32 protein-coding genes are annotated in these 24,677 nt (G+C 71.2%); 18 read left to right on the forward strand and 14 right to left on the reverse strand.

The features are described from left to right. The first annotated feature begins 2 nt into the window (after positions 1-2). From EWH70_RS32525 to EWH70_RS32550, 7 genes are all read left to right on the forward strand, one after another. A complete protein-coding gene (locus EWH70_RS32525; RefSeq protein WP_130479406.1) occupies positions 3-3,401 on the forward strand; it encodes a hypothetical protein in 3,399 nt (1,132 codons plus the stop codon). 9 nt (positions 3,402-3,410) lie between these two features. Next, positions 3,411-3,857 carry a hypothetical protein gene (locus tag EWH70_RS32530; RefSeq protein ID WP_130479407.1) on the forward strand — a complete coding sequence of 149 codons (447 nt, stop codon included), beginning with the start codon at positions 3,411-3,413 and terminating at the stop codon, positions 3,855-3,857. After that, entirely contained in the window at positions 3,854-4,171 is a 318-nt protein-coding gene (locus tag EWH70_RS32535; RefSeq protein WP_130479408.1) for a hypothetical protein, read from the forward strand. Before EWH70_RS32530 ends, EWH70_RS32535 begins: the two co-directional genes overlap by 4 nt. 4 nt (positions 4,172-4,175) lie before the next feature. After that, positions 4,176-5,180, forward strand: a complete 1,005-nt coding sequence (locus tag EWH70_RS36020; RefSeq protein WP_205669350.1) for a glycoside hydrolase family 25 protein — start codon at positions 4,176-4,178, stop codon at positions 5,178-5,180. Further along, on the forward strand, positions 5,177-5,353 hold the full coding sequence (locus EWH70_RS35705) for a hypothetical protein (RefSeq protein WP_165436515.1): 177 nt from the start codon (positions 5,177-5,179) through the stop codon (positions 5,351-5,353). The genes EWH70_RS36020 and EWH70_RS35705 overlap by 4 nt, the downstream gene beginning before the upstream one ends. Before the next feature lie 5 nt (positions 5,354-5,358). Next, positions 5,359-5,643: a hypothetical protein gene (locus EWH70_RS32545; protein ID WP_130479409.1), complete on the forward strand. Its 285-nt coding sequence runs from the start codon at positions 5,359-5,361 to the stop codon at positions 5,641-5,643. Positions 5,644-6,213: 570 nt separating this feature from the next. Next, positions 6,214-6,945: a phage antirepressor gene (locus EWH70_RS32550; RefSeq protein ID WP_165436516.1), complete on the forward strand. Its 732-nt coding sequence runs from the start codon at positions 6,214-6,216 to the stop codon at positions 6,943-6,945. Between the two features lie 180 nt (positions 6,946-7,125). On the opposite strand, the gene EWH70_RS32555 is transcribed toward EWH70_RS32550, so the two are convergent. The 6 genes from EWH70_RS32555 to EWH70_RS32580 form a co-directional block, all read right to left on the reverse strand. Further along, a complete protein-coding gene (locus EWH70_RS32555) occupies positions 7,126-7,320 on the reverse strand; it encodes a hypothetical protein (protein WP_130479411.1) in 195 nt (64 codons plus the stop codon). Positions 7,321-7,404: 84 nt separating this feature from the next. Continuing rightward, positions 7,405-7,692: a toxin-antitoxin system HicB family antitoxin gene (locus EWH70_RS32560; protein WP_240687350.1), complete on the reverse strand. Its 288-nt coding sequence runs from the start codon at positions 7,690-7,692 to the stop codon at positions 7,405-7,407. Between the two features lie 227 nt (positions 7,693-7,919). Then, positions 7,920-8,315: a hypothetical protein gene (locus EWH70_RS32565; protein ID WP_130479413.1), complete on the reverse strand. Its 396-nt coding sequence runs from the start codon at positions 8,313-8,315 to the stop codon at positions 7,920-7,922. Further along, complete coding sequence (locus tag EWH70_RS32570) at positions 8,312-8,539, reverse strand: hypothetical protein (protein ID WP_130479414.1); 228 nt, start codon at positions 8,537-8,539, stop codon at positions 8,312-8,314. The genes EWH70_RS32565 and EWH70_RS32570 overlap by 4 nt, the downstream gene beginning before the upstream one ends. Next, the gene (locus EWH70_RS32575) at positions 8,536-8,850 is read right to left on the reverse strand and encodes a hypothetical protein (protein WP_130479415.1); all 315 of its coding nucleotides are present in this window, start codon (positions 8,848-8,850) and stop codon (positions 8,536-8,538) included. The genes EWH70_RS32570 and EWH70_RS32575 overlap by 4 nt, the downstream gene beginning before the upstream one ends. A 60-nt stretch (positions 8,851-8,910) precedes the next feature. Then, positions 8,911-9,168: a hypothetical protein gene (locus EWH70_RS32580; protein ID WP_130479416.1), complete on the reverse strand. Its 258-nt coding sequence runs from the start codon at positions 9,166-9,168 to the stop codon at positions 8,911-8,913. 217 nt (positions 9,169-9,385) lie between these two features. Between EWH70_RS32580 and EWH70_RS32585 the strand changes: the two genes are divergently transcribed. From EWH70_RS32585 to EWH70_RS32595, 3 genes are read left to right on the forward strand one after another with little or no spacing between them, the layout of a single operon-like run. After that, positions 9,386-9,592 (forward strand): hypothetical protein, encoded by a 207-nt coding sequence (locus tag EWH70_RS32585; protein ID WP_130479417.1) that lies wholly within the window; start codon positions 9,386-9,388, stop codon positions 9,590-9,592. Continuing rightward, positions 9,589-10,131: a DUF6879 family protein gene (locus EWH70_RS32590; RefSeq protein WP_130479418.1), complete on the forward strand. Its 543-nt coding sequence runs from the start codon at positions 9,589-9,591 to the stop codon at positions 10,129-10,131. The genes EWH70_RS32585 and EWH70_RS32590 overlap by 4 nt, the downstream gene beginning before the upstream one ends. Continuing rightward, positions 10,128-10,964: a helix-turn-helix domain-containing protein gene (locus EWH70_RS32595; RefSeq protein WP_130479419.1), complete on the forward strand. Its 837-nt coding sequence runs from the start codon at positions 10,128-10,130 to the stop codon at positions 10,962-10,964. The genes EWH70_RS32590 and EWH70_RS32595 overlap by 4 nt, the downstream gene beginning before the upstream one ends. A gap of 16 nt (positions 10,965-10,980) precedes the next feature. On the opposite strand, the gene EWH70_RS32600 is transcribed toward EWH70_RS32595, so the two are convergent. From EWH70_RS32600 to EWH70_RS32610, 4 genes are all read right to left on the reverse strand, one after another. Further along, positions 10,981-11,406, reverse strand: a complete 426-nt coding sequence (locus EWH70_RS32600; RefSeq protein WP_130479420.1) for a hypothetical protein — start codon at positions 11,404-11,406, stop codon at positions 10,981-10,983. A gap of 81 nt (positions 11,407-11,487) precedes the next feature. Beyond that, entirely contained in the window at positions 11,488-11,652 is a 165-nt protein-coding gene (locus EWH70_RS35710; protein ID WP_165436517.1) for a hypothetical protein, read from the reverse strand. 125 nt (positions 11,653-11,777) lie between these two features. Further along, entirely contained in the window at positions 11,778-12,233 is a 456-nt protein-coding gene (locus EWH70_RS32605) for a phospholipase (protein ID WP_130479421.1), read from the reverse strand. A gap of 134 nt (positions 12,234-12,367) precedes the next feature. Beyond that, positions 12,368-12,862 (reverse strand): amino-acid N-acetyltransferase, encoded by a 495-nt coding sequence (locus EWH70_RS32610; protein WP_240687344.1) that lies wholly within the window; start codon positions 12,860-12,862, stop codon positions 12,368-12,370. A gap of 74 nt (positions 12,863-12,936) precedes the next feature. On the opposite strand from EWH70_RS32610, the gene rimO reads away from it, so the two are divergent. The 6 genes from rimO (at position 12,937) to pspM (ending at position 18,221) form a co-directional block, all read left to right on the forward strand. Beyond that, positions 12,937-14,373 (forward strand): 30S ribosomal protein S12 methylthiotransferase RimO, encoded by a 1,437-nt coding sequence (gene rimO, locus EWH70_RS32615; RefSeq protein ID WP_130479423.1) that lies wholly within the window; start codon positions 12,937-12,939, stop codon positions 14,371-14,373. After that, on the forward strand, positions 14,370-14,987 hold the full coding sequence (pgsA, locus tag EWH70_RS32620; RefSeq protein ID WP_130479424.1) for a CDP-diacylglycerol--glycerol-3-phosphate 3-phosphatidyltransferase: 618 nt from the start codon (positions 14,370-14,372) through the stop codon (positions 14,985-14,987). Before rimO ends, pgsA begins: the two co-directional genes overlap by 4 nt. Continuing rightward, positions 14,984-15,451, forward strand: coding sequence for a CinA family protein (locus EWH70_RS32625; RefSeq protein WP_130479425.1), 468 nt, complete (start codon positions 14,984-14,986; stop codon positions 15,449-15,451). Before pgsA ends, EWH70_RS32625 begins: the two co-directional genes overlap by 4 nt. A 119-nt stretch (positions 15,452-15,570) precedes the next feature. Continuing rightward, positions 15,571-16,017: a helix-turn-helix domain-containing protein gene (locus tag EWH70_RS32630; protein ID WP_130479426.1), complete on the forward strand. Its 447-nt coding sequence runs from the start codon at positions 15,571-15,573 to the stop codon at positions 16,015-16,017. Between the two features lie 286 nt (positions 16,018-16,303). Further along, positions 16,304-17,164, forward strand: a complete 861-nt coding sequence (locus EWH70_RS32635; protein WP_130479427.1) for a PspA/IM30 family protein — start codon at positions 16,304-16,306, stop codon at positions 17,162-17,164. A 46-nt stretch (positions 17,165-17,210) separates the two neighbouring features. Beyond that, complete coding sequence (gene pspM, locus EWH70_RS32640) at positions 17,211-18,221, forward strand: phage shock envelope stress response protein PspM (RefSeq protein WP_130479428.1); 1,011 nt, start codon at positions 17,211-17,213, stop codon at positions 18,219-18,221. A 7-nt stretch (positions 18,222-18,228) separates the two neighbouring features. Here pspM and EWH70_RS32645 read toward each other — a convergent pair whose 3' ends face one another. The 4 genes from EWH70_RS32645 to EWH70_RS32660 all read right to left on the reverse strand — a co-directional run bounded on the left by EWH70_RS32645 (position 18,229) and on the right by EWH70_RS32660 (position 22,437). Continuing rightward, the gene (locus tag EWH70_RS32645) at positions 18,229-19,275 is read right to left on the reverse strand and encodes a quinone-dependent dihydroorotate dehydrogenase (protein WP_130479429.1); all 1,047 of its coding nucleotides are present in this window, start codon (positions 19,273-19,275) and stop codon (positions 18,229-18,231) included. Between the two features lie 286 nt (positions 19,276-19,561). Continuing rightward, positions 19,562-20,599, reverse strand: coding sequence for an adenosine deaminase (gene add, locus EWH70_RS32650; protein WP_130479430.1), 1,038 nt, complete (start codon positions 20,597-20,599; stop codon positions 19,562-19,564). Positions 20,600-20,725: 126 nt separating this feature from the next. Beyond that, positions 20,726-21,523, reverse strand: a complete 798-nt coding sequence (locus EWH70_RS32655) for a DNA-formamidopyrimidine glycosylase family protein (RefSeq protein ID WP_130479431.1) — start codon at positions 21,521-21,523, stop codon at positions 20,726-20,728. After that, on the reverse strand, positions 21,523-22,437 hold the full coding sequence (locus EWH70_RS32660) for a ParA family protein (protein ID WP_130479432.1): 915 nt from the start codon (positions 22,435-22,437) through the stop codon (positions 21,523-21,525). Before EWH70_RS32660 ends, EWH70_RS32655 begins: the two co-directional genes overlap by 1 nt. 48 nt (positions 22,438-22,485) lie before the next feature. Between EWH70_RS32660 and EWH70_RS32665 the strand changes: the two genes are divergently transcribed. Both EWH70_RS32665 and EWH70_RS32670 read left to right on the forward strand, forming a co-directional pair. After that, positions 22,486-23,241, forward strand: a complete 756-nt coding sequence (locus EWH70_RS32665; RefSeq protein WP_130479433.1) for a methyltransferase domain-containing protein — start codon at positions 22,486-22,488, stop codon at positions 23,239-23,241. Positions 23,242-23,250: 9 nt separating this feature from the next. Continuing rightward, a complete protein-coding gene (locus tag EWH70_RS32670; RefSeq protein WP_165436518.1) occupies positions 23,251-24,498 on the forward strand; it encodes a DNA polymerase IV in 1,248 nt (415 codons plus the stop codon). The last annotated feature ends 179 nt before the right edge of the window (positions 24,499-24,677 follow it).

Below are 24,677 nucleotides of genomic sequence, written 5' to 3' on the forward strand. Positions count from 1 at the left end.
CCGTGGCGTTCCCGGATGAGCCGTTGGACATCAACGTCGAGCTGTTCTACGACGGCGTGTGGAACGACATCACCACGCACTGCCTGTCCCGCAACGACATCACTGTCAGCCGGGGCCGCCGTGACGAGGCGTCCAAGGCGGACCCGGGCAAGTGCACGTTGGTGATCGACAACACGGACGGGCGGTACTCGCCGCGGAACCCGATGTCCCCGCTGTACGGGAAGATCGGGCGCAACACGCCGTTGCGGGTGCGGGTCGGAGCGCCGGACCCGGCGCTGTCGTTGCCGGGCGCGCCGGAGATCTCCGGCTGTTTCACGCCCGACGTGACCGAGCTGGGTATCACGGGCGATATCGATATCCGTATCGATATCGGCCCGCGAACCTGGCGGCCGTATCTGAACCAGGTGCTGGTGTCGAAGTTCTGGCACGACTCCAACAACAGGTCGTGGATCCTGCAGCTGCGAGCGAACGGTCAGCTCGACTTCGCGTGGTCGTCGGACGGCACGCTCACCAGCTCGGGTTTCCGCAACGCGTTCTCGACCGCGTCGATACCGGCGAACTCTGACCGGCTGGCGGTGCGGGTGACGCTCGACGTCGACAACGGCTCCGGCGGCCGGACGACCACGTTCTACACCGCGCCGACGATCGCCGGGCCGTGGACCCAGCTCGGCAGTCCGGTCATCGGAGCCAGCACGACGTCGATCTTCGACAGTGTCGCCGCGGTCGAGATCGGCGCCGCGGCCGGCGAAGGGGTGGCGTTCGCTGGCACGGAGGTGTTCCACGGCCGGGTGCATGCGTTCGAGCTGCGCAACGGCATCGACGGCGCCGTCGTGGCCAACCCGGTGTTCACGTCCCGGGTCGCGGGGGAGCAGGAGTTCACGTTCACCGACGGCGCGGGCCGGGTGTGGTCGGTGCACGGCGATGCCGCGATCACCGACCGGTCCGTGCGGTTCGCCGGGGAGGTGTCCAGCTGGCCGTCCCGGTGGGACCCCACCGGAGCTGACGTGTGGGTGCCGGTCACGGCGTCCGGGGTGCTGCGACGGCTCGGCCATGGCGCGTCCCCGCTGCGGAGCGCGATGTTCCGCGGCATGACCAACCCGCAGCAGCAGCCGCCCGCGCTGGCGTACTGGCCGTGCGAAGACGGCGCCGATGCCCGCCAGGCCGCATCCGCGGTCGGCGGTACTCCGATGCGCATCCTCGGCGGCTCGCTGGCGGGGCCGCTTCAGATGGCGTCCTACAGCGGGTTCGTGTCGTCGGCTCCGCTGCCGGTGATGCGCGGTGAGTCGCTGCTGGGCTACATCTCCGGCGGCACCGACACCGGCGAGCTGCGCGCGTTCTCCCTGCTGCACGTGCCGGACAACGGAGTCCCGACCCAGGTGCAGCTGCTCAACGTCTGGACCACCGGCACCACGGGCGAGTGGATGATCGAGGCAGCCACCGACGGCAGCCTGATCCTGCGGGTGCGGGACCAGTCCGGGATCCAGCTGTTCCAGTCGGGCAACCTCGGGTTCAACGTCAACGGCCGGGACCTGCTGTTCGGGTTGTGGCTGCGCCAGGTCGGCGCGGACGTCGAGTGGCAGGTGTTCACGTTCGAGGTCGGCGACATCCTCGGCGGTTTCGCACTCGGCGGGACGCTGGCCGGCCGCACGTTCGGGCGCGCGCTCCGGGTGGCGATCGGCTGGGGTGGCAACCTCGGCGAAACGGCGATGGGCCACGTGGCGGTACAGGATCACAACACCGAGGACATCGGCGAGGTGCTGTTCCGGGCGTTGAGTGGCTGGCAGTTCGAGACCGCGGGGACCCGGGTCGACCGGCTGACCACCGAGGAGACCGTCCCCTGTGTGATCGAGGGCGACCCGGCCGCCACCGAGCCGATGGGGCAGCAGGGCATCGCGACCGTGCTGGATCTCGTGGGCGAGTGCGCGGCGGCGGACCTCGGCGTGTTCGGCGAGCGCCGGGATTTCCCGGCGCTGTGGTACCGCACCCGGCACACGCTGTACAACCAGCGTCCCGCGCTGGAGCTGGACTACGCGGCGAGGCAGGTGGCGCCACCGTTCGAGCCGGAGGACGACGACCAGGCCACGGTCAACGACATCACGGTCCGCCGCAAGGGCGGCAGCTCGGCGCGCGCCGTCGACGAGACCGGGCCGCTGTCGGTGCTCCCGCCACCGGACGGCGTCGGCCGCTACGACGACACCGCCGACGTCAACGTCGCCAACGACGCGCAGCTGACCCACCAGGCCGCCTGGCGGCTCCACCTCGGCACCGTGGACGAGGCGCGCTATCCGCAGCTGCGGATCAACCTGGCCCGCAGCCCGGAGCTGATCCCCGCCGTGACCGCGCTCGACGTCGGCGACCGGATCACCGTCGCCAACACCCCGGACTGGCTGCCGCCGGACACAGTGGACCTGATCGCGCAGGGCTACACCGAGCGCCTCAACAGCCACGTGTGGTCGTTGACGTTCAACTGCACCCCCGGCTCGCCGTGGAACGTCGGCGTCGTCGGCGACACCCAGCTGGGCCGCGCCGACACCGCCGGCTCGCAGATCGCCACCGCGGTGACCAGCGGCGCGACCACGGTCCCGGTGACGACGACCGAGGGGCCGCAGTGGACCACCGACCCGGCCGAGATGCCGTTCGACATCCGGGCAGGTGGCGAGGTCATGACCGTGACCGCCGTCGCCAACGGAGCCAGCGACACGTTCACCCGGACCGTCGCGAACGGCTGGGGCACCGCCACGACGGGCGAGCCCTGGGCCACGTCGGGTGGCTCGGCGTCGGACTTCTCGGTGTCCGGCACCCAGGGGCTGGTGTCCCAGGGCACGGTGAACGTCGGCCGCCTCACCGTCCTTCCCGTGAACCAGTCGGATGTGGACTTCGCGGCGACCGTCGCCACCGACAAGCTCGCCACCGGCGCACCGCAGCTGGTCGGGCTGCTGGCCCGCCACCTCGACTCCGACAACTACCTGTTCGTCCGGCCTGCGCTGGAGACCAACCAGACCGTCACCCTCTACATCATCAAGCGCGTCGCAGGCTCGGAGACGGTGCTCACCGCGGTCGTGGTTCCGGGGCTGACCCACGGCGCGGGCACGCGGTTCGGGCTGCGCATGCAGGTCATCGGCACCACGATCCGCGGCAAGATCTGGCTGGCCTCGACGCCGGAACCGGCGGCGTGGACGCTGGAGACCTCCGACACCGAGCTGACCGCCGTCGGCGCGATCGGCACCTACCACCGGCTCGTCACCGGCACCAGCAACGCCCCGGTCGTCGCCTCCTGGGACGACCTCGTCGTGCGCAACCCGCAGCTGTTCACCGTCACCCGCGCCGTCAACGGCATCACCAAGAGCCACGCGGCCGGGACCGATGTTCGGCTGGCCCAACCCGCGATCATCGCCCTGTAGGAGGCTGCTGTGGGATTCAGTGCTGGGCAGCGGATCACCGCTCAGATGCTCAACGCGATGATCGCCGTCGCCGAGACGGGGAACATCAACACCGGCACCAAGACTGTGACCACCGACCACGCCACGCTGATCGTGCCCAACCCCGGGGTCACGTACCGCCTGCAGTGGACCGGGTACGTGCGGATGAGCATGGGCACCCTCACCGGCGTCATCCTCGGCATGCGCGACGGACCCGGCACCGGCGGCACCCTGCTACAGGCCACCTTCTCCCTGCTGCCCGGAATCCACGCCAACGCCACCGACCGCATGTACACCGTCGGCGGCATCTCCGGACCGCTGTCACCCGGCGCCGACCGCACCGTCACCCTCGTCGTCACCAAAACCGCCGGCGGCGGCGGGGATGGCTGGGCCATGCATGCCGACAGCAAAATCCACGCCAGGGTGATCCCGGTATGACCGAGAACCCGAGCGACGTCGCACTGCGCTACCTCGGCCAGCAGGTCGACACGCTGCGGGCCACGATGCACGACGAGCTGGCCGCCGTCCGTTCCGACCTCGTCGCCCTCGCCGTCGAGCTGCGCGCCCACACCGCCGCCATCGGCCCGCGCATCGCCGTGCTGGAACACCGGGTGACCGAGATCGAATCGGACCTCACCGAAGCCAAGGCCGACCGCAAGGCCTCGCTGTCGATGCGCGTCACCGTCGCCCTGGCCCTCCTCGGCGTCACCGTGTCCATCGCACTCGCCGTGCTCAACATCGCAACGAGGTGACCCCATGGTCCTGTTCGGACTCGACACCAGCCACCACCAACGCGGCAACCCCGACCTGGCCCGTGCCCGCGCCGAGGGGATCGAGTACATCCTCCTCAAGGCCACCGAGGGCAGCACGTTCCGGGACCCGCGGTTCCAGGCCACGCTGCGCCGCGCCCGCGACGTCGGCATGCTCGTCGCCGCCTACCACTACCAGCGCCCCGGATCAGCCGCGGCGCAGGTCGACACGATCCGGAGCATGGTGCCGACCGACGTGCCGGTCATCCCGGACGTCGAGGCCGGGTCCGGCAGCGTGAGCCTGACGCGGGAACTGGTCGACCGGCTGCGCGCCGCGGGCTACACGGTGCCGCTGCTGTACCTGCCGCGCTGGTACTGGCAGCAAATCGGCTCACCGACCCTGGCCGGCCTGCCGCCGCTGTGGTCCAGCCGGTACCCGGACAACCAGCAGGGCACCGTGCTCGACGAGTACGCCGACGTGCCCGGCCACTACTGGAACGGCTACGGCGGACTCGACGTCGCGGTGCTCCAGTTCTCCAGCTCCGGCCGCGTGGCCGGGTACGGCCCGCTCGACCTGAACGCCTTCCGAGGCACCAGAGATCAACTCGCCGCCCTGCTCGGCGGCGGACAGGAGGAAGACGACATGCCATCCGTAGACGACCTGCTCAACGGCAAGGTGGGCGAGCGCCCCGACGGCTCGTACGTCTCGCTCAAGGACGCGGTGATCAACCCGTACCTGGCGCTCTACTTCACTAAGCCCGGCTGGGACCCGACCAAGCTGGACGCCCTGCTCGCCGGGCAGGCGAAGCTGGTCGAGCTGGTCGCCCAGGAGAACGACATCACCGCGGGCGAGATCGCCGCCGCACTGCGGCCGCTGCTCGCGGCGGACCTGGCGGGCCCGCTCGCCGACGTGCTGCGGGAGGAGATCGGCGACGAGGTTGCCGACGAGACAGCCGACCGGGTCCTGGCCAAGCTCGGCGAGCGGCTGGCGGTCCCCGGCGCGCCGACGTGAAGGCCGCGATCGTCGTCGAGTTCGACATCGACGCCCCGGACGGCTTCAACGAGGTGGCGCGGCCGCTGATGGAAGCACTTCGCGTCGCCGCGCCGCCCGGCGCCACCCAGCTCCACGCCTGCATCAAGGAACCGGCCGAGCGCGTCGTCGCCGCGGCCACCGGAAAGGACTGATCACCATGTCTGACGTCGTCACTTCGTGGGTGCGCACCGTCGTGCCTGGTCTCTGGGCCGCGCTGGCCGCGTGGGCCGTGTCGCTCGGCCTGCCGGCCGCCGTCGTCGACGTGCTCGGTGGGCTCGGTGAGCAGCTGGTCGTCCCCGTCGTCCTGGCCGTCGTCTACGCCGCGCTGCGGTGGCTCGAACCACAACTACCGAACTGGCTGACCCGCGTGCTGCTGGGCTCGGTTCGGCCGCCCAGCTACCGCGACGAGGCCGGTATCCGGCTCGGCGAGCATCGCCCCTGACGACTGCGGCAAGAACCCCGTAGTGATGAGTACCCGCTAGAGCCCATTACAGCCCATTACAGCCCACTACAGCCCATTACAGCCCATTAGCGGACAAGGTGTTAGTACACACGTTTTAACGTAATACACGTATTCCTGGGACGTCCCTTCGTGTGGATTGTTGCGCGCGTGCAACGGTCGTCACGACGGTCGCCCATAGGGCGACTACCAGCAGTGATGCTCCAACGCTGTGCTAGTCGCGAATAGTGACTGCTCTTCGGTTCTCTTACTTCTGCTTACTTCTGCTTACTTCTGTGTACCTCTGCATGATCGAACACGTCTACGAAACGACGTCGGCGAGTCGCTTGCGTCTGGTGTCGGATGTGCGGAGTAAGCTCTCCAGAGTTCCCGAAAGGGGATGAAGAAGGGGGCCGCACGATTCCGGCGTGCGGCCCCCTGCAAGGGCCTCAGGGCCGGGGCTACGACCCGGCTCAAGGGCATCGACACCAGCTCAGTTCAAGGAGGACTGGCGCCATGCGCAACCGTATCAGTAACACCCCTGACCAGCCAGAAGGCTCGCCGAACGGTGAGATGGACCTCTTCACCGGCATGGGCGACGGACTCGGCCCCGAACACTTCGGCCTGACCGACACCGGCCGTGCGTACGTGGTCGCCGGGCCGTTCGCTAAGGCTCTCGGCCACCGCGACGCCGACAAGGCGACCCGCCTCCTCGATGAGGAGGAAAAGGGTACCCAGATTGTGGGTACCCCTGGCGGTGACCAGCGGGTTTCCGTCGTCTACGAGGAGGGCATCTGGCGGCTGATCTTCCGCAGTAACCTCCCCGCGGCCCGTGAGCTGACCAAGCGGGTGACCGCCATCCTGCGGGAGCTGCGGGAGAAGGGCGTGGTCGACCGGCGCCCGCAGCGCGAGCTGACACGCTTGGAGCTGATCGACCTCGCCCGTGAGTCCGAACTTGGACGCCTGGCCGCCGCGCGAAGGGTGCAGGAGCTGGAACCGAAGGCTGAAGCGTTCGACCGGTTCCTCACCGCTGAGGGCGACTACGCGGTCGGCACGGTGGCGAAGATGCTCGGCATCGGCCAGAACACCCTGTTCGCCCACCTCCGCGCCAAGCGGGTTCTCATCACCGGCGGTCGGCGGCACAACACCCCGTATGAGCAGCACGCCAAGCACTTCCGGGTGGTGGCGCGCGACTTCGACATCGGTGAGACGGTGCGCACTGGCTACACCACCTACGTGCGGCCATCTGGAATCGATCTCATCCGCAGGCTGCTCCAGCTGCCCCCTGGCGACGCCGCCGCCTGACCGGCTGCCGACCCCTTGCGGCAGCCCACGGCCCCGCGCTCCCACCGGAGCGCGGGGCCGTTCTCTGCGTCAGGTGCATGCCCGCTAAGTGATCGGGTAGGTCATGGGGCAGTCCGCCACCTGAGCCGGCGGGCGCTGCGGCCTTGCCTGTTCAGTCAGCAGCGGGCAAGGCCGCCCTGGTCAGTGTGCGTGCGGGTCCTCGATCCGCACCAGCTCCTGGGCCAGCTCCATCGCGCGGAACAGGTCGCCCCCTGCGATCGGGACCCGCCGGGCGAGTGCCCGTTCCCGGGCCCGTTCCAGGACGGCGATGCCGTCGCTGTACCAGTCGATCACGGACCTGGGCGGTGGCGGCGGTGGCGGGTAGTAGCTGGACATGACGGTTCCCCTTCGTTGTCGTGCGGTGGGGAAGCGCGCCGATGACGATAGAACGCACGTTCGACTGTTGCAACGGTCGGGGGATCAGGTGGTCCTCGTTCGGTCGAATGGCGCCGGGCCGCTGGCCCGCTCCAGCGCGGCGAGCAGTTCCTGCGCGCCGCCGATGGCCCGTTCGAGATCACGCGCGATCGCCTCGGCCTGGCGCCGCATCTCGTTCAGGGCCGTGATCTCCATCAGGTCCAGCACGCCGACCTGCCCGATGGTTACCGCCGTGGTCAGCAGGTGGACGACGAACTGGTTCGCGCTGAGTCCGCGCTCGGCTGCCACGCCCTGTACTCGGGCGTGCAGGTCCTCGTCGAGCCGGGTGATCATCTGCTTCACGGCGTGGCGAACCTCCTGGTGACGTTGGAACGGCCCCCGCCCCGGTGACGTGCGGGGTGAGGGCCGCGTACCCGGCCGGCGCGGTCGCTCGGCTGCAAGTCATCGCGCCGGACGGGGGGTTCAGGTGCCCCCGGGGGTTGTCCTGCGCTCCCTTCGGTTGCGCGACGCAGGGCCCCGGGGGCGCCCCGGCCCGCTGGCCTCCCGTAGGAGGGTGCAGATCAGCAGGCCGGGGAGTCGGTGGTCTGCCACAGCGGGTACCTGTCCGGGCGCGGCTGCGCGGCCAGCCACTCGGCGATGGCCACGATGTCCTGCCAGCCGCCGTCGCGGCGGTCGACGAGCCGGTCGCCGCGGATGCTGTAGCCGGTGCAGTTGCCGGACGCCACCCCGAAGAAGTCCGCCGAGTCGCGTGCCCAGACCCGTTCGAGCCGGAGCGCCCCCGGCGAGCCGTAGTCGCTCTGGTGCCCGACGAACCCTGCTGCCTCCAGCAGCCGGTAGGCGACAGTTTCAGCGGATGGCGGCTCGCTGTGTCCCCGTACCTGGAGGCCCTGGCGTTCGCAGGGCAGGAGCAGCGACCCGATGCCGATGGGGTCGTAGTGGTAGTTGCGGCCGTTCATGTCCGTGGTTCGTTCTCGATCGTGTCGGCCTCCAGGCGCCACCGGTCGGCCGAGGCGCGCAGCTGGTTTGACAGGCGCACCATCAGCGCGGCCAGCTCCCGCATCCGGGCCACCGTCAGCGCCCGCCGGCCGGGCAGCGGCTCGGCTACCACGGTGATCACGTGCCCGACTAGCTGGGCGGTGCGGGCGGCCAGCTGGAACAGCGCCGTGTCCTGGTGGCTCATGCGTGCAAGGTGTGCTGGTTGACCACGGGCCGCAGCTTCACGTCAGCGGCCACGAGGACGTTGCGCACATGCCACCGGGTGAGCTTCAGCCTCTTCGCGATCGCGCCCATCGACTCCTCGTTGTCGACGTAGCTGGTCACGATGTGGGCGGCCAGCTCCCGGGCGCGTCGTCCGGGCGGTGTTCGCGGATCGGGCACCGGGGCCGCAGGCGTGGCCGTGGGCGCGAAACACGGGCAGGTGCGGTGGGTGAAGTGAGCATCGTGGAAGCACACCGTCGCCGGCTCGAACTCTGTCGTCGTCGCCATCGTCACCGTCCTCGTCGATGCGGTCCCAGGTGTCGGCACCGATACACACGTTCCGCTCCGGCTCCATCAGCGCTCGCCGCCCCGCTGCTGCTGAACGCGTGCCTTCTCCTGGATGGCCATGCGGATGTACGACAGGACGGTTGCGGCCGCGTCGTCCCCGAGCAGCGCTGCTTCGCCGCCGACACGCAGCCCGATGACCAGGTCCGGCGGCTCGCTGACTTCGACCAGGCCAACGGCGACGGGTTGCCGCTGGTGGTCGTGGGGTCGGACCCCGTTCTGGACCAGCCAGGAAGTCCACCAGTCGTACCCATCGCCCTCGATCATCACGCGCCCTTCGATGCCTACTCGCGCATGGTTCTAGCAATTTGAGCAACACTCAAGCAACACTGCGGAAGATCCCCTAGATGGAGTCTCGGGAACCGGCGGGCAGGCACGCTCCGTGATCGCCTACCTGGGAACTTGCACCCGGATGACGGATGGGTCGTTGCGAAGATTGCCGTCACGATGCGACGGTGAAGTCCACGATCAACAGGAGGACACCGTGAAGCTGACCTTCCTCGGCACCGACTCCGACAAGGGCTCGAGCCCCACGGCCTGGGCGACAGACCGAGGCACCTTCGTAGTCCAGGGCTACCGAGTGACCGACGACGAAGCACTGGCCGCGCTGCGCGAGCGCGGCCTACCCGACCACGAAACCGCCGTCGAGGTTCCGAAGGAGCTGCTGCGGTTCTTCACGGAGCGCGGGTGACCTGGGCAGAACACGGCCCGGACGCCCTCGGTGAGCTGCTGGACAACGTCACCCTGTCCTCCTGGCGCTGGGAATGCCAAGGCGACTACTCCGCCATCGACGCCGACCTGATGCGCCGCTGGCGCGCAGGCCTCGGCCGCGACCCAGCAGCAGACCAGCCATGGATCGACTACGTCCAGGACCTGGTGCAGCGCGGCATCCCGTTCCAGCGGGTCCGCCTGCTCACCGACCCCATCACCGAATACCTGCGGTGCCAGCTCGACGTCAGCTACATGAACGTCGACGCCGGCGAGGACATCCGGTGGGTCGAGCAGCACGCCGCCGCCCGCCTCGGGATGCCCGCGTACGACTACTACCTGATCGACGACGCGCGGGTCGCGGTCCTGGTGTTCGGCGACAACGGCCTGTTGGCTGGGCTCCGCACCTCCACTGCCGGGGAGGTGATCTCCCAGCACCGCCGGTGGCGTGATGTGATCTGGCCCCACGCCGTCCCGCACCGGCAGTTCCTCGCCGGCCTGACCGCCAGGAAGGATCAGTGACCAGTCCCGAACAGCGGCGGATAGCGCTCGCCGACCAGCTGCGCGTGCTGCTGTCCGCCGCCGGCCTGTCCGGACGCCAGTTCGCCGCTGCCGTCGGCTGGCAGGCCAGCAAGGTGTCGAAGATCCTCAACGGTCGGCAGTCCGTGACCGACGCCGACATCCTCACGTGGTGCGCAGCCACCGACGCACCGGCGGAGGAGGCGGAACGTCTCCGCGCCGAGCTGCGCGCGATCCGCGCCGACGAAGCCCGCTGGTCCCGGCAGCTGGCCGCCGGGCACCGCGCCGCCCAGGAGGACATGGCGTCGCTCGAGCAGCGCGCCACGAGGATCCGCGCGTTCGACATGGCTCTGGTGCCTGGCCTGCTCCAGACCGCCGAGTACGCCCACGTTGTGCTCACCGCGCTCGCCGCGCTGCGGGACACGCCGCGCGACACCGACGCCGCGGTACGCGCCCGGATGGAGCGCCAGCGGGTGCTGTACGACTCCACGAAGAAGATCACGCTGCTGACGTCGGAGTTCGCGCTCCGCTATCCGATCGCGGGCCCTGCGGTCATGGCGGCGCAGCTCGACCGGTTCCTGGCGCTGGACGGCTTGCCGTCGGTCACGCTCGGCATCGTGCCGTTCGGTGTCGAGCTGCCGGTGCCGCCGCTCCACGGCTTCTGCATCCTCGACGACTTCGTACTCGTCGAGGTGTTCCACGCCGAAGCGTCCACCGAGCAGCCTGACGACGTCGCGCTGTACCACCGCATCGCCGACCAGCTGTGGCCGCTCGCAGCCACCGGCGCGGACGCACGCGCGATCGTCCGCACCGTGCTCGCCGACCTCACCGCCTGAGCAGCAACTCAGCCAGTCACGCTGTGGGCTCGGTGTCGCGGGCCGTCGGCTCCTCGCGCTCCCGGCGGACGACGAGTGCCCCGAAGAGCCCGATCGCGCCCAGCCCGACCAACGGCCAGGCCCAGAGTCGACGATCGGTGGTGGCCTCCTCGCAGACCGACTCCGCGTTGCCGCGGCTGGCAGTGCCGCGGGCATCGGCGAACATCGCGTCCGCGAGATCGGACTGGAAGGTCGACGCACTCGACTCCGCCCAGCCTGTTCCACACTCGACGCTCCGGTTCGTCGCGGTCGTGGCGGTGACGGTGACCGACAGGCCGATGATGCCGGCGATGAGTAGGGCGGCGGCGACAAGCGCTGCGAACTGGCGTGGCGACATGACGGCGGCGTCCCTTCGTCGGCTGCCCCCGTAGTCGGTGGTGATCACGTGCGCGTTACTGGTCATCGGGCCACCGGACCAGGCCGAGGTGTACCGCCAGCGTGACAACGAAGTCCGCCAGGATCCGGCCGCCGCGGCGTAGCCGCTTCACTGGTCGGGTCCTTGGGTGCGGGCGATGTAAAGCAGCGCCAGGAGCGCGGCCGGCGCGACGCCGAAGGAGAAGAAGGCGGCGAACACGTGGCCGGAGCCGACCATGAGCAGGGGGCTGAGTAGCAGGGCCAGGACGCCGACCCCGACAAGAACCAGCCACACCCGGAACGCCCAGTCGTGCGAGTCGTTCCGGGTGTGCTGGGATTGTGGACCGTTTACGGACCTTGATCTTGTCCGGTGATCCGGAGTGGTGATCGAATGTAGTGCTGAGCTGCAGCCACTTGGGCTCAGCTGGCGCCGAACTTCCGTACGGCCTGGTAGTAGGTCCACGCGGCGGCGTCGCACTGCCACCGGCCCGCGCAGACCGACTTCATGTCGGCGTAGAACTTGTCGTCGATCTTCTTGCGGTTGGCCTCGGTGAACCGGCTCTGCTTCTTGTAGTTGCGGTAGCCGAAGTCGTGCCGCCAGCACGCGCGGGTGAAGTCGTAGCCCAGCGGCTTGTCCGGCGACCACGAGCACGCGTCGGTGGACCAGTCGAGCTGGCTCGGGTAGGTGCCGCGCACGCTGACGAAGCCGGACAGGGACTTCTTGAACAGGTAGTCGTCGGTCACCGCCCGCACGTCGATGGCGTTCGCGGTACCCGCGCCGAACATCAGCCCGCCCGCGACGGCGGCGGTGACGGCGATCCGGCGCAACAGCCCCGTTCGGCGGGTCCGGGTGGCAGGCAGGGTGGACGTCGACATCGGGTTCTCCCTCGCAGGTCCGTGACGGAAGCCACAACAGCTTCGGCCGCGGCCGTCCGCCGCACCACCCCTGATCGACGGCTATCTCGGAATTCCACCGCCCGATACCGTGCGTTATCGAACGTCTGTTCGAGTTACAGGTCGAGCAGCATGCGGGTGTTGCCCAGCGTGTTGGGCTTCACGAAGGGCAGATCCAGGAACTCGGCGACACCGGGGTCGATCGACCGCCGCATCTGCTCGTAGACCTCCTCGGTCACCGGAGCGCCCTCGATCTCCCGGAAGCCGTGCCGGGAGAAGAAGCTGGTTTCGAACGTCAGCACGAACACCCGCCGCAACTGCAGCTCGACGGCCACCTCGATGAGCCGGGCGACCAGCGCATAGCCGATGCCGAGGCCGCGGGCGGCCTTGTCCACCACGATCGTGCGCAGCTCGCCGAGGTCCTCCCAGAGCACGTGCAGCGCCCCGGCGCCGACCACCCGGCCGTCGTGCTCGGCCACCCAGAACTCCTGCACGTGCTCGTAGAGGGTGACCAGTTCCTTCTCCAGCAGGACCCGGCCGGCGTCGGCGTCGACCAGTTCCTTGATCGCGCGGACGTCGGTCACGCGGGCGCGGCGGACATGAGCGGGCACGGGAGGCACACCGTCAACCTACTGAGCGGGCGTGACCGGCGGAGCGCGCGGTGTGTCCAGCTACGCTGAGCGTCGTGTCTGCTCCCGCCACCGAACCGTCACCTGGCCGCCGGGTCTCGTTGCTGACGCTGGGCTGCGCCCGCAACGAGGTCGACTCCGAGGAACTGGCAGGCCGCCTGGCCGCCGGTGGCTGGGAACTGTCCGAGGAGCCGGAGGACTCCGACGTCATCGTCGTCAACACCTGCGGCTTCGTCGAGTCGGCCAAGAAGGACTCCGTCGACACGCTGCTGGCCGCCGCCGACACCGGCGCCAAGGTGGTCGCCGTCGGCTGCATGGCCGAGCGCTACGGCGCCGAGCTCGCCGACAGCCTGCCCGAGGCCGACGCCGTGCTCGGCTTCGACCACTACCCGGACCTCGCGCAGCGGCTCGGCGACATCGTCGCGGGCGGCACGGTCGCCTCGCACGTGCCTGCCGACCGGCGCACCCTGCTGCCCATCACCCCGGTGCGGCGCCCGGACGTCGCCCAGGAGGTCGCGCTGCCCGGCCACGCCCAGGATGGCTGGGGCCCCCGGGTGCTGCGCACGCGGCTGGACGACGCCCCGGTGGCCGCGCTGAAGATCGCCTCCGGCTGCGACCGGCGCTGCTCGTTCTGCGCCATCCCGTCGTTCCGCGGCTCGTTCGTCTCCCGCCACCCCGACGAGCTGGTCGCCGAGGCCGCCTGGCTGGCCGGCCAGGGCGTGAAGGAACTGTTCCTGGTCAGCGAGAACTCGACGTCCTACGGCAAGGACTTCGGCCGCGACCACGGCGGCACCAGGGCACTGGAACTGCTGCTGCCCCGGCTGGCCGAAGTCGACGGCATCGAGCGCGTCCGGGTGTCCTACCTGCAGCCTGCCGAGACCCGGCCCGGCCTGGTCAAGGCCATCGCGACGACGCCGGGCGTCGCCGACTACTTCGACCTGTCCTTCCAGCACTCCAGCGAGACCGTGCTGCGGCGGATGCGCCGGTTCGGCTCCACCGACTCCTTCCTCGCCCTGCTCGACCAGATCCGCGAGTACGCGCCCGCCGCGGGCGTGCGTACCAACGTCATCGTCGGCTTCCCCGGCGAGACGGAGGCCGACCTGGCCGAGCTGGAACGGTTCCTGGTCGGCGCCCGGCTGGACGCGGTGGGCGTGTTCGGCTACTCCGACGAGGACGGCACCGAGGCCGAGGGCCTGGACGGCAAGCTGGATGAGGAGACCATCGCGAAGCGGGTCAGCCACATCTCCGCGCTGGTGGAGGAGCTGACCACGCAGCGCGCCGAGGAACGCGTCGGCGAGGTCGTCGAGGTGATCGTCGAGCAGACCGGCGACGAGGTCACCGGGCGTGCCGCCCACCAGGGGCCGGAGGTCGACGGTGAGTGCGTGTTCGCCGAGCCGTTCGACGCCGCCGTGGGCGAGCTGGTGCGGGCCGAGGTGGTCGACAGCGAGGGCGTGGACCTGATCGTGCGGCGGACCGGGGACCCGGGCCGGTGAGTGCGGCCCCGAGCGACCCGCACCAGGCTCGAGACGGGGGCGAGGTCCCCACGCTGAACGTGGCCAACCTGCTGACGCTGTCCCGGCTGGCTCTGGTTCCGCTGTTCGTGGTGGCGTTGTTCGCCGGCGACACGACGTTCTGGCGGCTGGTGGCGACCGCGCTGTTCGCCATCGCGTCGTTCACCGACCAGGTCGACGGCTGGGTGGCGCGGCGGTACGGCCTGATCACCGACTTCGGCAAGATCGCCGACCCGATCGCGGACAAGGCGCTGACCGGCGCCGCGCTGATCGGCCTGAGCGTGCTCGGCGAGCTGGGCTGGTGGGTCACCATCGTGATCGCGGTGCGCGAGATCGGCGTCACCCTGCTGCGGTTCTGGGTGATCCGCTACGGCGTGATCCCGGCCACTCGCGGCGGCAAGGCCAAGACGCTCACCCAGATCGCCGCGATCACCGCCTACCTGCTGCCGCTGCCCGACTCGGTGGCCGCCGACGCGGTGCGCTGGGGCCTGATGGGCCTGGCGGTCGCGCTGACCGTCGTCACCGGCCTCGACTACGTCGTGCGGGCACTGCGCCTGCGGGCGACGGCGGGGCGCCCACCGGGGCCGCGCCGGTGAACCCGCTCGCCGCCGGCGTCGTCACCGTGCTCACCCGGCGGGGGCAGACGCTGGCCGCGGCCGAGTCGCTCACCGCGGGCCTGGTCTGCGCCACGGTGGCCGAGGTGCCCGGGGCGAGCGCGGTGCTGCGGGGCGGGCTCGTGGTGTACGCCACGGACCTCAAGGCGGAGCTGGCCGGGGTCGACCCGGACCTGCTCGCGGCGCGGGGTGCGGTGGACCCCGAGGTGGCCGCCGGGCTCGCCGAAGGGGCCGTTGCGCGGTGCGGCGCCGACTGGGGACTGGGACTGACCGGCGTGGCCGGCCCGGACCCGCAGGACGGCGTGGCGCCGGGAACGGTGTACCTGGGACTGGCCGGTCCCGGCCTGCGAATCGTTCGTGACCTGCGGTTACCCGGCGACCGGGCGGCCGTGCGCGCGGCGGCGGCCGACGCCGCGCTGAGCCTGCTCCGGGAACATCTCGCGTGATCCACGCGTTCGCCCTTGGCGTACGACGGTGTGAACTCCTGCGTTGCCCGGTGCTGTCTGGGTAACGTGTACACCAACTGCCAGTGATGGCAGTGACGGGCCCTGAAGGGAGGCGCGCGATGACCGTGCTGTTGCGCGAAGCGATCGGTGATCGGCTTCGTCATGCCCGCACCAACCAGCGTCGCACGCTGCGCGAGATCTCCCGCGCCGCCAAGGTCAGCCTGGGCTACCTGTCGGAGGTGGAGCGTGGCCAGAAGGAGGCATCCAGCGAGCTGCTGGCCTCGATCTGCGACGCGCTCGAGCTGCCGCTGAGCGAGCTGCTGCACAAGGTGGCGGCCGACGTGTCCGCGCTGGACCAGGTCGACATCGGCCGGGTCGACGAGCCCGCCGGCAAGAAGAGCGAGGGCGCCACGGCGTCCGGCAGCGGGTTCGAGGGAGGCCGTCCGGTCCCGGACGTGATCGGCAACGACCTCGCCGACCTGCGGCTTTCCGGTCCGCCGCGGATGTCGACGACGCTGCGCACCACGATCTCCACGCCGCCGGTGTCGGCGACCGTGGCGGCGTGAGGGCTGCCTGACAGACGCCGCGAACGGCCCGTCGCCCGCACCGAACGCGGGCGACGGGCCGTTCGCCGTGTTCACGCCCAGGGCGAGGTGGTTGCTCTCAGTAGGGATCAACCCTGAAAAACCCCGGGGTCGCCTGGAAGGACAGGCGCCGACCTGACACGATGGAACCCAACGCCGGGTACGGAACGTTGCTTGACTAGACCGACCGCTCCAGCGGGACGCGGTCAGGGGGCCGCGGATAGCCCGGTACCAGGGACAGTGGGACGCAAGAAGGCAGGCGGAGGAGATGGCCAGTCCGTTCGTGAAGTTCTGGAAGTACCTGATGGCTGCGTTCTCGTCGAAGATCGACGAGCACGCCGACCCGAAGGTACAGATCCAGCAGGCCATCGAGGAGGCGCAGCGCAACCACCAGGCGCTCTCCCAGCAGGCCGCCGCGGTCATCGGTAACCAGCGGCAGCTGGAGATGAAGCTCAACCGTCAGCTCAGCGAGGTGGAGAAGCTGCAGGCTTCCACCCGCCAGGCGCTGGTCCTGGCCGACGAGGCGCGGGCCAAGGGCGACGAGGCGAAGGCGCAGGAGTTCGAGACCGCCGCCGAGGGTTTCGCCGCCCAGCTGGTGACCGCCGAGCAGAGCATCGAGGACCTCAAGACGCTGCACGACCAGTCGCTGCAGGCGGCCGCGCAGGCCAAGCAGGCCGTCGAGCGCAACGCCAGCATGCTGCAGCAGAAGCTGGCCGAGCGCACCAAGCTGCTCTCGCAGCTGGAGCAGGCCAAGATGCAGGAGCAGGTGTCGGCCTCGCTCAACCGCATGACCGAGCTCGCCGCGCCGGGCAACACCCCGTCGCTGGAGGAGATCCGGGAGAAGATCGAGAAGCGCTACACCACCGCGCTGGGCTCGGCCGAGCTGGCCCAGAACTCGGTGCAGGGGCGCATGCTGGAGGTCCAGCACTCGACCACCCAGCTGGCCGGGCACTCGCGGCTGGAGCAGATCCGGGCGTCGATGAAGGGCGACTCGGTCGCGCAGGTGACCGACGGCTCGAAGGCCGCCGCCGCGGCTGCCGACCAGGCCAAGGCCGCCCAGACCAGCGCCAGCGTGCAGCAGGAGATCCAGGCCCGCGTCCAGGCGGAGCGGCAGAAGAACCAGGCCTGAGAACGCTCGCGGCGTTCTCGGGTGATCGGGGAGGAGTGGGTGCGTCGTGGGTTCGCGTAAGCGGCGGGACTTCAGTGACCTGAGCGCCAGGCTGGAGAAGCACATCGACCGCCTGCCGCAGTACGCGCAGAAGGCCCAGGAGACGCTGCAGCGCTACGTGCCGCCGAAGGAGGGCCAGCAGGGGGAGGGGCGGGAGCCCAAGACCTACCGGCTGGCCAACCCGAAGCAGCCGGAGCTGAGCGTCCCGCAGCCGCCCACGCCACCGGTTCCGCCCGCCCGTCCGGCGCGGCCGTCGATGCAGGACCTGACGTCGATGGCCGCACCGGCGCTGTCCGACGTGAAGGGCCGCTGGGACCGGTGGAACCACCCGGCGGCCAAGCTGGAGCGGCGCAAGCGGTGGACGTCCCGGTTCATGACGCTGTGGATCGTGGTGACGCTGCTGTGCGGCCTGGCCGCCGCGGCGTTCCTCACCGGGCTCGCCGCCGCCGGTGAGGCCATGTTCGCCGGCATGGCGGCCGTCGCCGCAGGAGTGGTGTCGGGGACGTTCGCCATCCGGTCGGGGATGAAGCTACACCGGCTGAACCGCACGGAGATCCCGGCCTCGGCGGCGCCGCCACCGTTGCCGCCGATGTCGTCGGCGGCCCGCGAGCCGATGCAGCGGCTCGCCGAGTCGGAGGCCACGCTGGCGGAGCTGCTGACGCAGCTGTCCGCGGCCGGTGCGTCCGGGGCCGGTGCGGTGCCCGAGGTGTCGGTCGCCGACGCGCGGGCCACGGCCGAGGAGGCCTCGGCCGCGCTGCGGGGACTGTCCGGGCGGATCCAGGCCATCGAGCGGGCCCGCAACAGCGCTCCGGCGGGGGAGCGGCCCGCGCTGGAGGCGGCGGTCACCACGCTGCGCCAGCAGCTCGACGACGGCGTGGACGGCTACGGCGGGCTGATCGTGGCGGCAGGGCAGGCCGTCGCGGCCGCGGGCAGCGGTCTCGACCCGTCCAGGGAGGCGCTCACCGACGCCACCGACCGCCTGGCCGGCCTGGCCATGGCGCTGCGCGAACTGTCCTGAATCACCCTCACACGGGCGCGGCCAGGCGGCGGGCCACCCGGCGCACCAGGCCGGGCCCGGACAGGGCGAACCCGGTGTAGAGCTGCACGAGGTCGGCACCCGCCTCGCGCATCCGCCACGCGTCGTCCGGACCGGAGATGCCGCCCACGCCGATCACCGGCAGCGCGCCGCCGGTGTGCTTGTGCACGAACCGCACCACCTCCAGCGCCCGCGCGGCCAGCGGAGCGCCGGACAGGCCACCGGACTCGGCCGCGCGCGCGGCGTCGGACGCGGCGAGGCCGTCCCTGGACAGCGTCGTGTTGGTGGCGATGATCCCGGACACCCCGTGGTCCTGGCAGACCTCCAGCAGCTCGCCCAGGGCGTCGTCGGACAGGTCCGGCGCCACCTTCACCAGCAGCGGCGTCGGCCGGTCGGTTCCGGCCAGGTCGGCCACCGTGGCGGTCAGCGCGCCGAGCAGCTCGGCCAGCGCCTCGCGGTCCTGCAGGGCGCGCAGGCCCGGGGTGTTCGGCGAGCTGACGTTGACCGCGAAGTAGTCGGCGTAGGGGTAGAGCAGCCGCAGCGAGCCCTGGTAGTCGGCGACCGCCTCGTCCAGCGGGGTGACCTTGGACTTGCCGATGCTGATGCCCAGCGGCACCGGCGGCTTGCCGGCGGCGGCGAGCCGGTCGGCCAGTGCCGCGGCGCCGGCGTTGTTGAAGCCCATCCGGTTGATCACCGCGTCGCTGCCGGGCAGGTGGAACAGCCGCGGCCGCGGGTTGCCCGGCTGCGCCCGCCCGGTGACGGTGCCCACCTCGACGAAGCCGAAACCGAGCGCGGGCCACGCGGCCAGCGCACGCCCGTCCTTGTCCATGCCGGCGGCGAGCCCGACCGGGTTGGGGAAGCGCACGCCGAACACCGTGCACGGCGCGGGCGTGCCGTAGTGGCGGGTCAGCGCACGCAACAGCAGCGGCCTGCGGGACACCCGGGCCAGTACGGCGAGGGTGCGCTCGTGCACGACCTCGGCGTCGTTGCGGCTGAGCCGGTAGAGGGCGGGACGGACGACGGACTCGAACAACACGTCACCATCGTGCCTTACCGGGGCGGAAAAATGGGGAACCCCCAGCGCGACTCCCGAACGTCGTCAGCCGTTCGGGCCCGAGTCGGACCGGGTCTCGGGAACGCCAGGGGGCCGGTGACTGCCTGGTATTCGCTAACAGGCAAACACGGTTGCACAGGAAACGAGCCGACAGGTGGTCGGAAGGAGTTCCTGTGTGCAGTCCATGAAGTCCGTTAGCGGACAGTCACCTCACGAGTCCTGTTGCTATCCAACTTCGGACCACCTCCCTTCTCGTGTAACCGCCACGTTAGGCAAGAAATCCGTACTCGGCAACGAGGTTTTCGATCTCCCCGGTCAGCTCGGCCTTGCGCTGCCCGGGCAGGAACGACACGTCCACCGCGGTGCGGGCCAGGTTGGCCAGTTCCACGCCGCGCAGCCCCAGGATCTCGGCCGCCGCCAGGTACTCGCCGTTGAGGGTGGCGCCGAACATCGGCGGATCGTCGGTGTTCAGCGTCACCGCCACCCCGTGGTCGAGCAGGCGCCGCAGCGGGTGCGCCGCCAGCGACTCGACCTGCTGGGTCCGCACGTTGGAGGTGGGGCAGACCTCCAGCGGGACACGGTGCTCGGCCAGATAAGCCAGCAGGGCCGGGTCGGCCGCCGAACTGGTGCCGTGGCCGATGCGCTCGGCGCCCAGGTCGTGCAGTGCCGACCACACGGTCGCCGGCCCGGTCGTCTCACCGGCGTGCGGGACGCTGTGCAGCCCGGCCTCGCGCGCGGCGGTGAAGAACGGTTCGAACTGGGCCCGGCCGACGCCGACCTCCGGCCCGCCCAGGCCGAAGCTGACCAGGCCGTCGGGGCGTTCGCGCAGCGCGAACACCAGCGTCTCGCGGCCGGCCTCGACGCCCTTCTCGCCGGGGATGTCGAAGCACCAGGCCAGTTCGACGCCGTGCTCGGCGGCGGCACGGGCCCGCCCGGTGGCCAGGCCGGTCAGCAGCTCGTCGCCGGGCATGCCGTCGAGCCGGTGGTTGTACGGGGTGACGGTCACCTCGGCGTAGCGGGCGTTCTGGGCGGCAAGGTCTGCTGCCAGGCCGACGACGAGCGTCTCGATGTCGTGCCGGTCACGCAGCATCGACTGGACGGCCCAGTAGACCTTGAGGAAGTGGTTGAAGTCGCGGAACTCGTAGAACTCGGCGAGCGCCTGGCGGTCGGCAGGCACACCGGCCTCCGGGTGACGTTTCGCCAGCGCCAGGACGGTGTCGACGCTGGCTGATCCGACCAGGTGTACGTGCAACTCGACCTTGGGCAGGGCCTCGACGAAGGCGCGCAGGGACGCGGAAACGGGCATGACGGGTTCTCCCTTGTTTTCAGGAAACGAAAAACGGCATCCGCGGATGCACTCAGGGAGCGAGATCGCCGCGCTGGGTGTCAGCGCCGTAAAGCGGCAGCTTGAACGTCGGCATGGTGCCAGTGTCTACGGAACCGGCCCCGGTTGGCAATGGGGGCAGAACCAGGTCGGGCGGCGGTGCACGTCGTGGCCCTGGTCGGCCACCCGGACCCGGCCGCCGCAGCGGAAGCAGCCCTGCCGGGTGCGCTCGTAGACCCAGTTCCGGCGGCCCCGGGCCAGCTCGCCGGTGGTGCTCTGCTCGTGCCGCCATGCGTTGGCCAGCAACAGCTCGCGGGCCAGCGTCACCACCTCGGCCGGGTCCACTTCGGACACCGGGGTCCACGGCGAGACGCGGAGCAGGTGGCAGATCTCGACCTTGTACAGGTTGCCGACGCCGGCCATGATCCGCTGGTCCAGCAACGCCAGGCCGAGTTCGCGGTCCGGCTCGGCGGCGAGCGCGGCAGCGGCCCGCCGCGCGTGCTCATCCGTCCACTGTGGATCGAGCAGGTCGGGTCCGAGATGGGCGACCCGCCGGTTTTCCTGCGCCGTGGGCAGCAGTTCCATGTCGTGCAGGCGGAACCCGATCGCGTGCGCGGCGGCGTTCTCCAGCACCGCCCGTGCGTGGTGGGCGGGCATCGGCCAGCGCTGGCCTGGCCGCAGGATCCGCCAGGTGCCGTCCATACGCAGGTGGTTGTGCAGGCTCACCTCGCCGGAGAACCGCAGGAACAGGTGCTTGCCCACGGTGCGGACCGACTCCACGGTGCGGCCGGTCAGCTCCGCGGTGGCCAGCCGGGGATGACGCAGCTGGGCCCGCAGCAGCGGCCGCCCGGCCAGCGCCCGCTCCAGCCGCTTGCCGGCGAGGAAGACGGTGTCGCCCTCGGGCATCAGTCGGGGCCGGGCGCGCCCGAGGTGATCCGCGGGATCGGCCCGGTGGTCTCGATCGCCGCCCCGAGATCCCCGGTGTGGCCGGCTTCCTCGGGCTCCTCGGGCTCCCAGTCGCCGCGATGCCGCCCGGCCCGGCCCGACCGCAGGATCTTGGCCAGCACCATGTTGAACGTCAGCGCGATCTCCTGCGCGCCCGGCGAGTTCCAGGCGTGGATGGGGGTGCACGCGCTTTGCGCCTGCTGGATGGCCAGCCGGTCCGGGATCGCGGTCGGCATCACCAGCGGCCCGAACGACTCGCGCAGGTCGGCCACCCGGTGCCCGTGCTCGTGGGACCGCGCCCGCAGCCGGTTCACCAGAACCCCGGCCGCCCGCAGCCCGGGGTTGAGCCGGGCGCGGATGTCCTCGATCGCGGCCAGCGCGCGCTCGGCGCCGGAGACGGCGTAGGTGGTGGGCTCGGTCACCAGCAGCGCGCTGTCGGCGGCGACCAGCGCCGAGCGGGTCAGCCTGCCCAGCGACGGCGGGCAGTCCAGGATGGCCAGCTCGTAGCGGGAGCCGCGGACCGGCTCGCGGTGCAGCTCGTCCAGTGCCCTGGACAGGTTCTCCAGGCGACGGCCCTCCGGGCCCGGCTCGTTGAGCAGCTCCAAATCCTCCGAGCCGACCAGCACGTCCAGCTGGTCGTCCCATGCGCTGGGCGCGATCGCCTCGGCGAGAACCGCCCGGTGCGGCGTCTCCAGCACGTCGGCCAGGGTCTTGTCGGTCAGGGGCGGGTCGAGGGAGGCGGTGGCATTGCCCTGCGGGTCGAGGTCGGCCACCAGCGTGCGAGCTCCCCTACGCAGCGCGGCCGACGCAATACCGAGAGCGACGGTGGTCTTGCCGACCCCGCCCTTGAGGCTCAGAACCGCGACGGTGTGCACGCCCCGCAGCCTACGGGCACCCAGCGCCGCCCACTACGCTGTCGCCCCATGCGAACGGACACCGCGGCGGCCCGCGGATCGGCGGCGGTACGGCGGGTGCTGGAGGCGGAACTGCGCCGGGCGCGGGAACGTGGCGTTGACCAGCCCCGCGTCGTCGACGTCGGTGGCGGCAGCGGCGGCTGGGCCGTGCCGCTGGCGGCCGCCGGGTGCCCGGTGACCGTCGTGGAACCCAACCCGAACGCGCTGGCGACGCTGCGCCGCCGGGCGGGCGAGGAAGGCGTCGCGGACCTGATCACGGTCATCGCCGACGACTCCGACGCGCTGGACCGCCACGTCCCGGCCGGGTCCGCCGACCTGGTGCTGGCCCACGGGCTGCTGGAGGTCGTCGACGACCCGGCGGCCGCGGTCGCCGGGCTGGCCACCGCCGTGGCGCCCGGCGGCGCCGTGTCGGTGCTGGCGGCCAACCGGCACGCCGCCGTCCTGCACCGGGCGCTGTCCGGCAGGCTCGCCGAGGCCCACCGCCTGCTGACTGACCCGGACGGGGTACTGGAGACCGACGGGGAGACGCTGCTGCGCCGGTTCGACACCGGCGGCCTGCGGGCACTGCTCGCGGCAGCCGGCCTGGAGGTCGAGGTGCTGCAGGGCGACGGCGTCGTAGCCGACGCGGTGCCGGTCGAGGGCGGCCCGGCCGCCGAGGCGGACCTGGCCGACTTCGAGCTGGCCGCCGCTGGGATACCGACGTTGCGTGACGTCGCCAGCAGGCTGCACGTGCTGGCCCGGCGGCCTGTCGGTGGTGCCGGTTAGCCTGACGGCGTGGGACGAAACTCGGGGCTGCCCGGGCGGCACTCCCGGTTTCGGGTAGCCGGGCCGGAGCAGGGCTGGCCCGACGACACCGGCTGCGGCTTCCTGCACGTCGACATGGACGCGTTCTTCGCCGCCGTCGAGCTGCGCACCCGGCCGGAACTGGCCGACAAGCCGGTGGTCGTCGCCGGCGCCGGGCCCCGGTCGGTGGTGCTGTCGGCCAACTACCCGGCCCGGGTGTTCGGGGTGCGCTCGGCGATGCCGGTCGGCGCGGCGAAACGGCTCTGCCCGCACGCGGTGTACCTGCCGCCCACCCGCGGCCTGTACGGCGAGGTGTCGCGCGGCGTGATGGCGATCTTCGCCGAGTTCACCCCGCTGGTGGAGCCGCTGAGCCTGGACGAGGCGTTCCTCGACGTCAGCGGCGCGCTGCGGCGGCTGGGCACCACACCGGCCCGGCTGGGCGCCGAACTGCGCGGGCGGGTCCAGGCCGAGCACGGCATCACCTGCTCGGTCGGGGTGGCGCCGGTGACGTTCGTCGCCAAGCTGGCGTCCGGGATGGCCAAGCCGGACGGCATGGTCGTGGTGCCGCGTGCCGAGGTGCTGGACTTCCTGCACCCGCTGCCGGTGTCGGCGCTGTGGGGTGTGGGCAAGCGCACCGAGGAGCACCTGCGGCGGCTGGGCCTGGCCACCATCGCCGACGTCGCCCGGACGCCGGTGGCCTCGCTGCGCCGGTCGCTGGGCACGGCGGTGGGGGAGCACCTGCACGCGCTGGCCAACGGCCGCGACGACCGGCAGGTGGTGCCGGACACCCCGGACAAGTCGATCGGCGCGGAGCACACGTTCGACACCGACGTCACCGACCGCGCCCGGCTGGACCGGGAACTGCTGCGGCTGGCCGAGCGCGTCGGCGCCACGCTGCGGTCGCGGGGCAGGCGCGGCCGGACGGTGTCGATCAAGGTGCGGTTCGCCGACTTCCGCACGATCACCAGGGCCCGGACCCTGCTCTCGCCGACCGACGTCGCGCGGCAGATCCACGCCACGGCCGTCGCGTTGCTCACCGAGCAGGGGGATACCGGGCCGGTGCGGCTGCTCGGCGTCCGGGTCGAGGGGCTCAGCGACGACGAGGCCGGTGAGCAGCTGGCGTTCGAGTCCGGCGAGCCACGGTGGCGGGAGGCCGAGGTGGCCGCTGACGTGGCGCGATCGAAGTTCGGGTCGGCGGCCATCCGGCCGGCCTCCCTGCTGGCCGATCGCGAACCGTGACCGGCCGATCACCGGGCGATCCGGGTGAGATCGATGTGAGACGGACAAAACGATGACCGCTTGATGCGGGATCGGGTAGTCGTGCGCGGTCCGGACTCGTATCCTGGAGGGAGGGCACACGAGTCGGAGTGCCTGTTGGGTCCACGAGGTGCGCGGCCCGGCGCCCGCGAACGACAGCT

Source organism: Amycolatopsis suaedae, from assembly GCF_004214935.1.
Taxonomy (GTDB): domain Bacteria; phylum Actinomycetota; class Actinomycetes; order Mycobacteriales; family Pseudonocardiaceae; genus Amycolatopsis; species Amycolatopsis suaedae.

Coding starts and splice junctions, on each gene's coding strand:
- EWH70_RS32535 (WP_130479408.1), top strand. CDS start 3,854: ATGACCGAGAACCCGAGCGACGTCGCACTGCGCTACCTCGGCCAGCAG.
- EWH70_RS36020 (WP_205669350.1), top strand. CDS start 4,176: ATGGTCCTGTTCGGACTCGACACCAGCCACCACCAACGCGGCAACCCC.
- EWH70_RS32545 (WP_130479409.1), top strand. CDS start 5,359: ATGTCTGACGTCGTCACTTCGTGGGTGCGCACCGTCGTGCCTGGTCTC.
- EWH70_RS32550 (WP_165436516.1), top strand. CDS start 6,214: ATGGACCTCTTCACCGGCATGGGCGACGGACTCGGCCCCGAACACTTC.
- EWH70_RS32555 (WP_130479411.1), bottom strand. CDS start 7,320: ATGTCCAGCTACTACCCGCCACCGCCGCCACCGCCCAGGTCCGTGATC.
- EWH70_RS32560 (WP_240687350.1), bottom strand. CDS start 7,692: ATGATCACCCGGCTCGACGAGGACCTGCACGCCCGAGTACAGGGCGTG.
- EWH70_RS32565 (WP_130479413.1), bottom strand. CDS start 8,315: ATGAACGGCCGCAACTACCACTACGACCCCATCGGCATCGGGTCGCTG.
- EWH70_RS32570 (WP_130479414.1), bottom strand. CDS start 8,539: ATGAGCCACCAGGACACGGCGCTGTTCCAGCTGGCCGCCCGCACCGCC.
- EWH70_RS32580 (WP_130479416.1), bottom strand. CDS start 9,168: ATGATCGAGGGCGATGGGTACGACTGGTGGACTTCCTGGCTGGTCCAG.
- EWH70_RS32600 (WP_130479420.1), bottom strand. CDS start 11,406: ATGACCAGTAACGCGCACGTGATCACCACCGACTACGGGGGCAGCCGA.
- EWH70_RS32605 (WP_130479421.1), bottom strand. CDS start 12,233: ATGTCGACGTCCACCCTGCCTGCCACCCGGACCCGCCGAACGGGGCTG.
- EWH70_RS32630 (WP_130479426.1), top strand. CDS start 15,571: ATGACCGTGCTGTTGCGCGAAGCGATCGGTGATCGGCTTCGTCATGCC.
- EWH70_RS32635 (WP_130479427.1), top strand. CDS start 16,304: ATGGCCAGTCCGTTCGTGAAGTTCTGGAAGTACCTGATGGCTGCGTTC.
- add (WP_130479430.1), bottom strand. CDS start 20,599: ATGCCCGTTTCCGCGTCCCTGCGCGCCTTCGTCGAGGCCCTGCCCAAG.
- EWH70_RS32655 (WP_130479431.1), bottom strand. CDS start 21,523: ATGCCCGAGGGCGACACCGTCTTCCTCGCCGGCAAGCGGCTGGAGCGG.
- EWH70_RS32665 (WP_130479433.1), top strand. CDS start 22,486: ATGCGAACGGACACCGCGGCGGCCCGCGGATCGGCGGCGGTACGGCGG.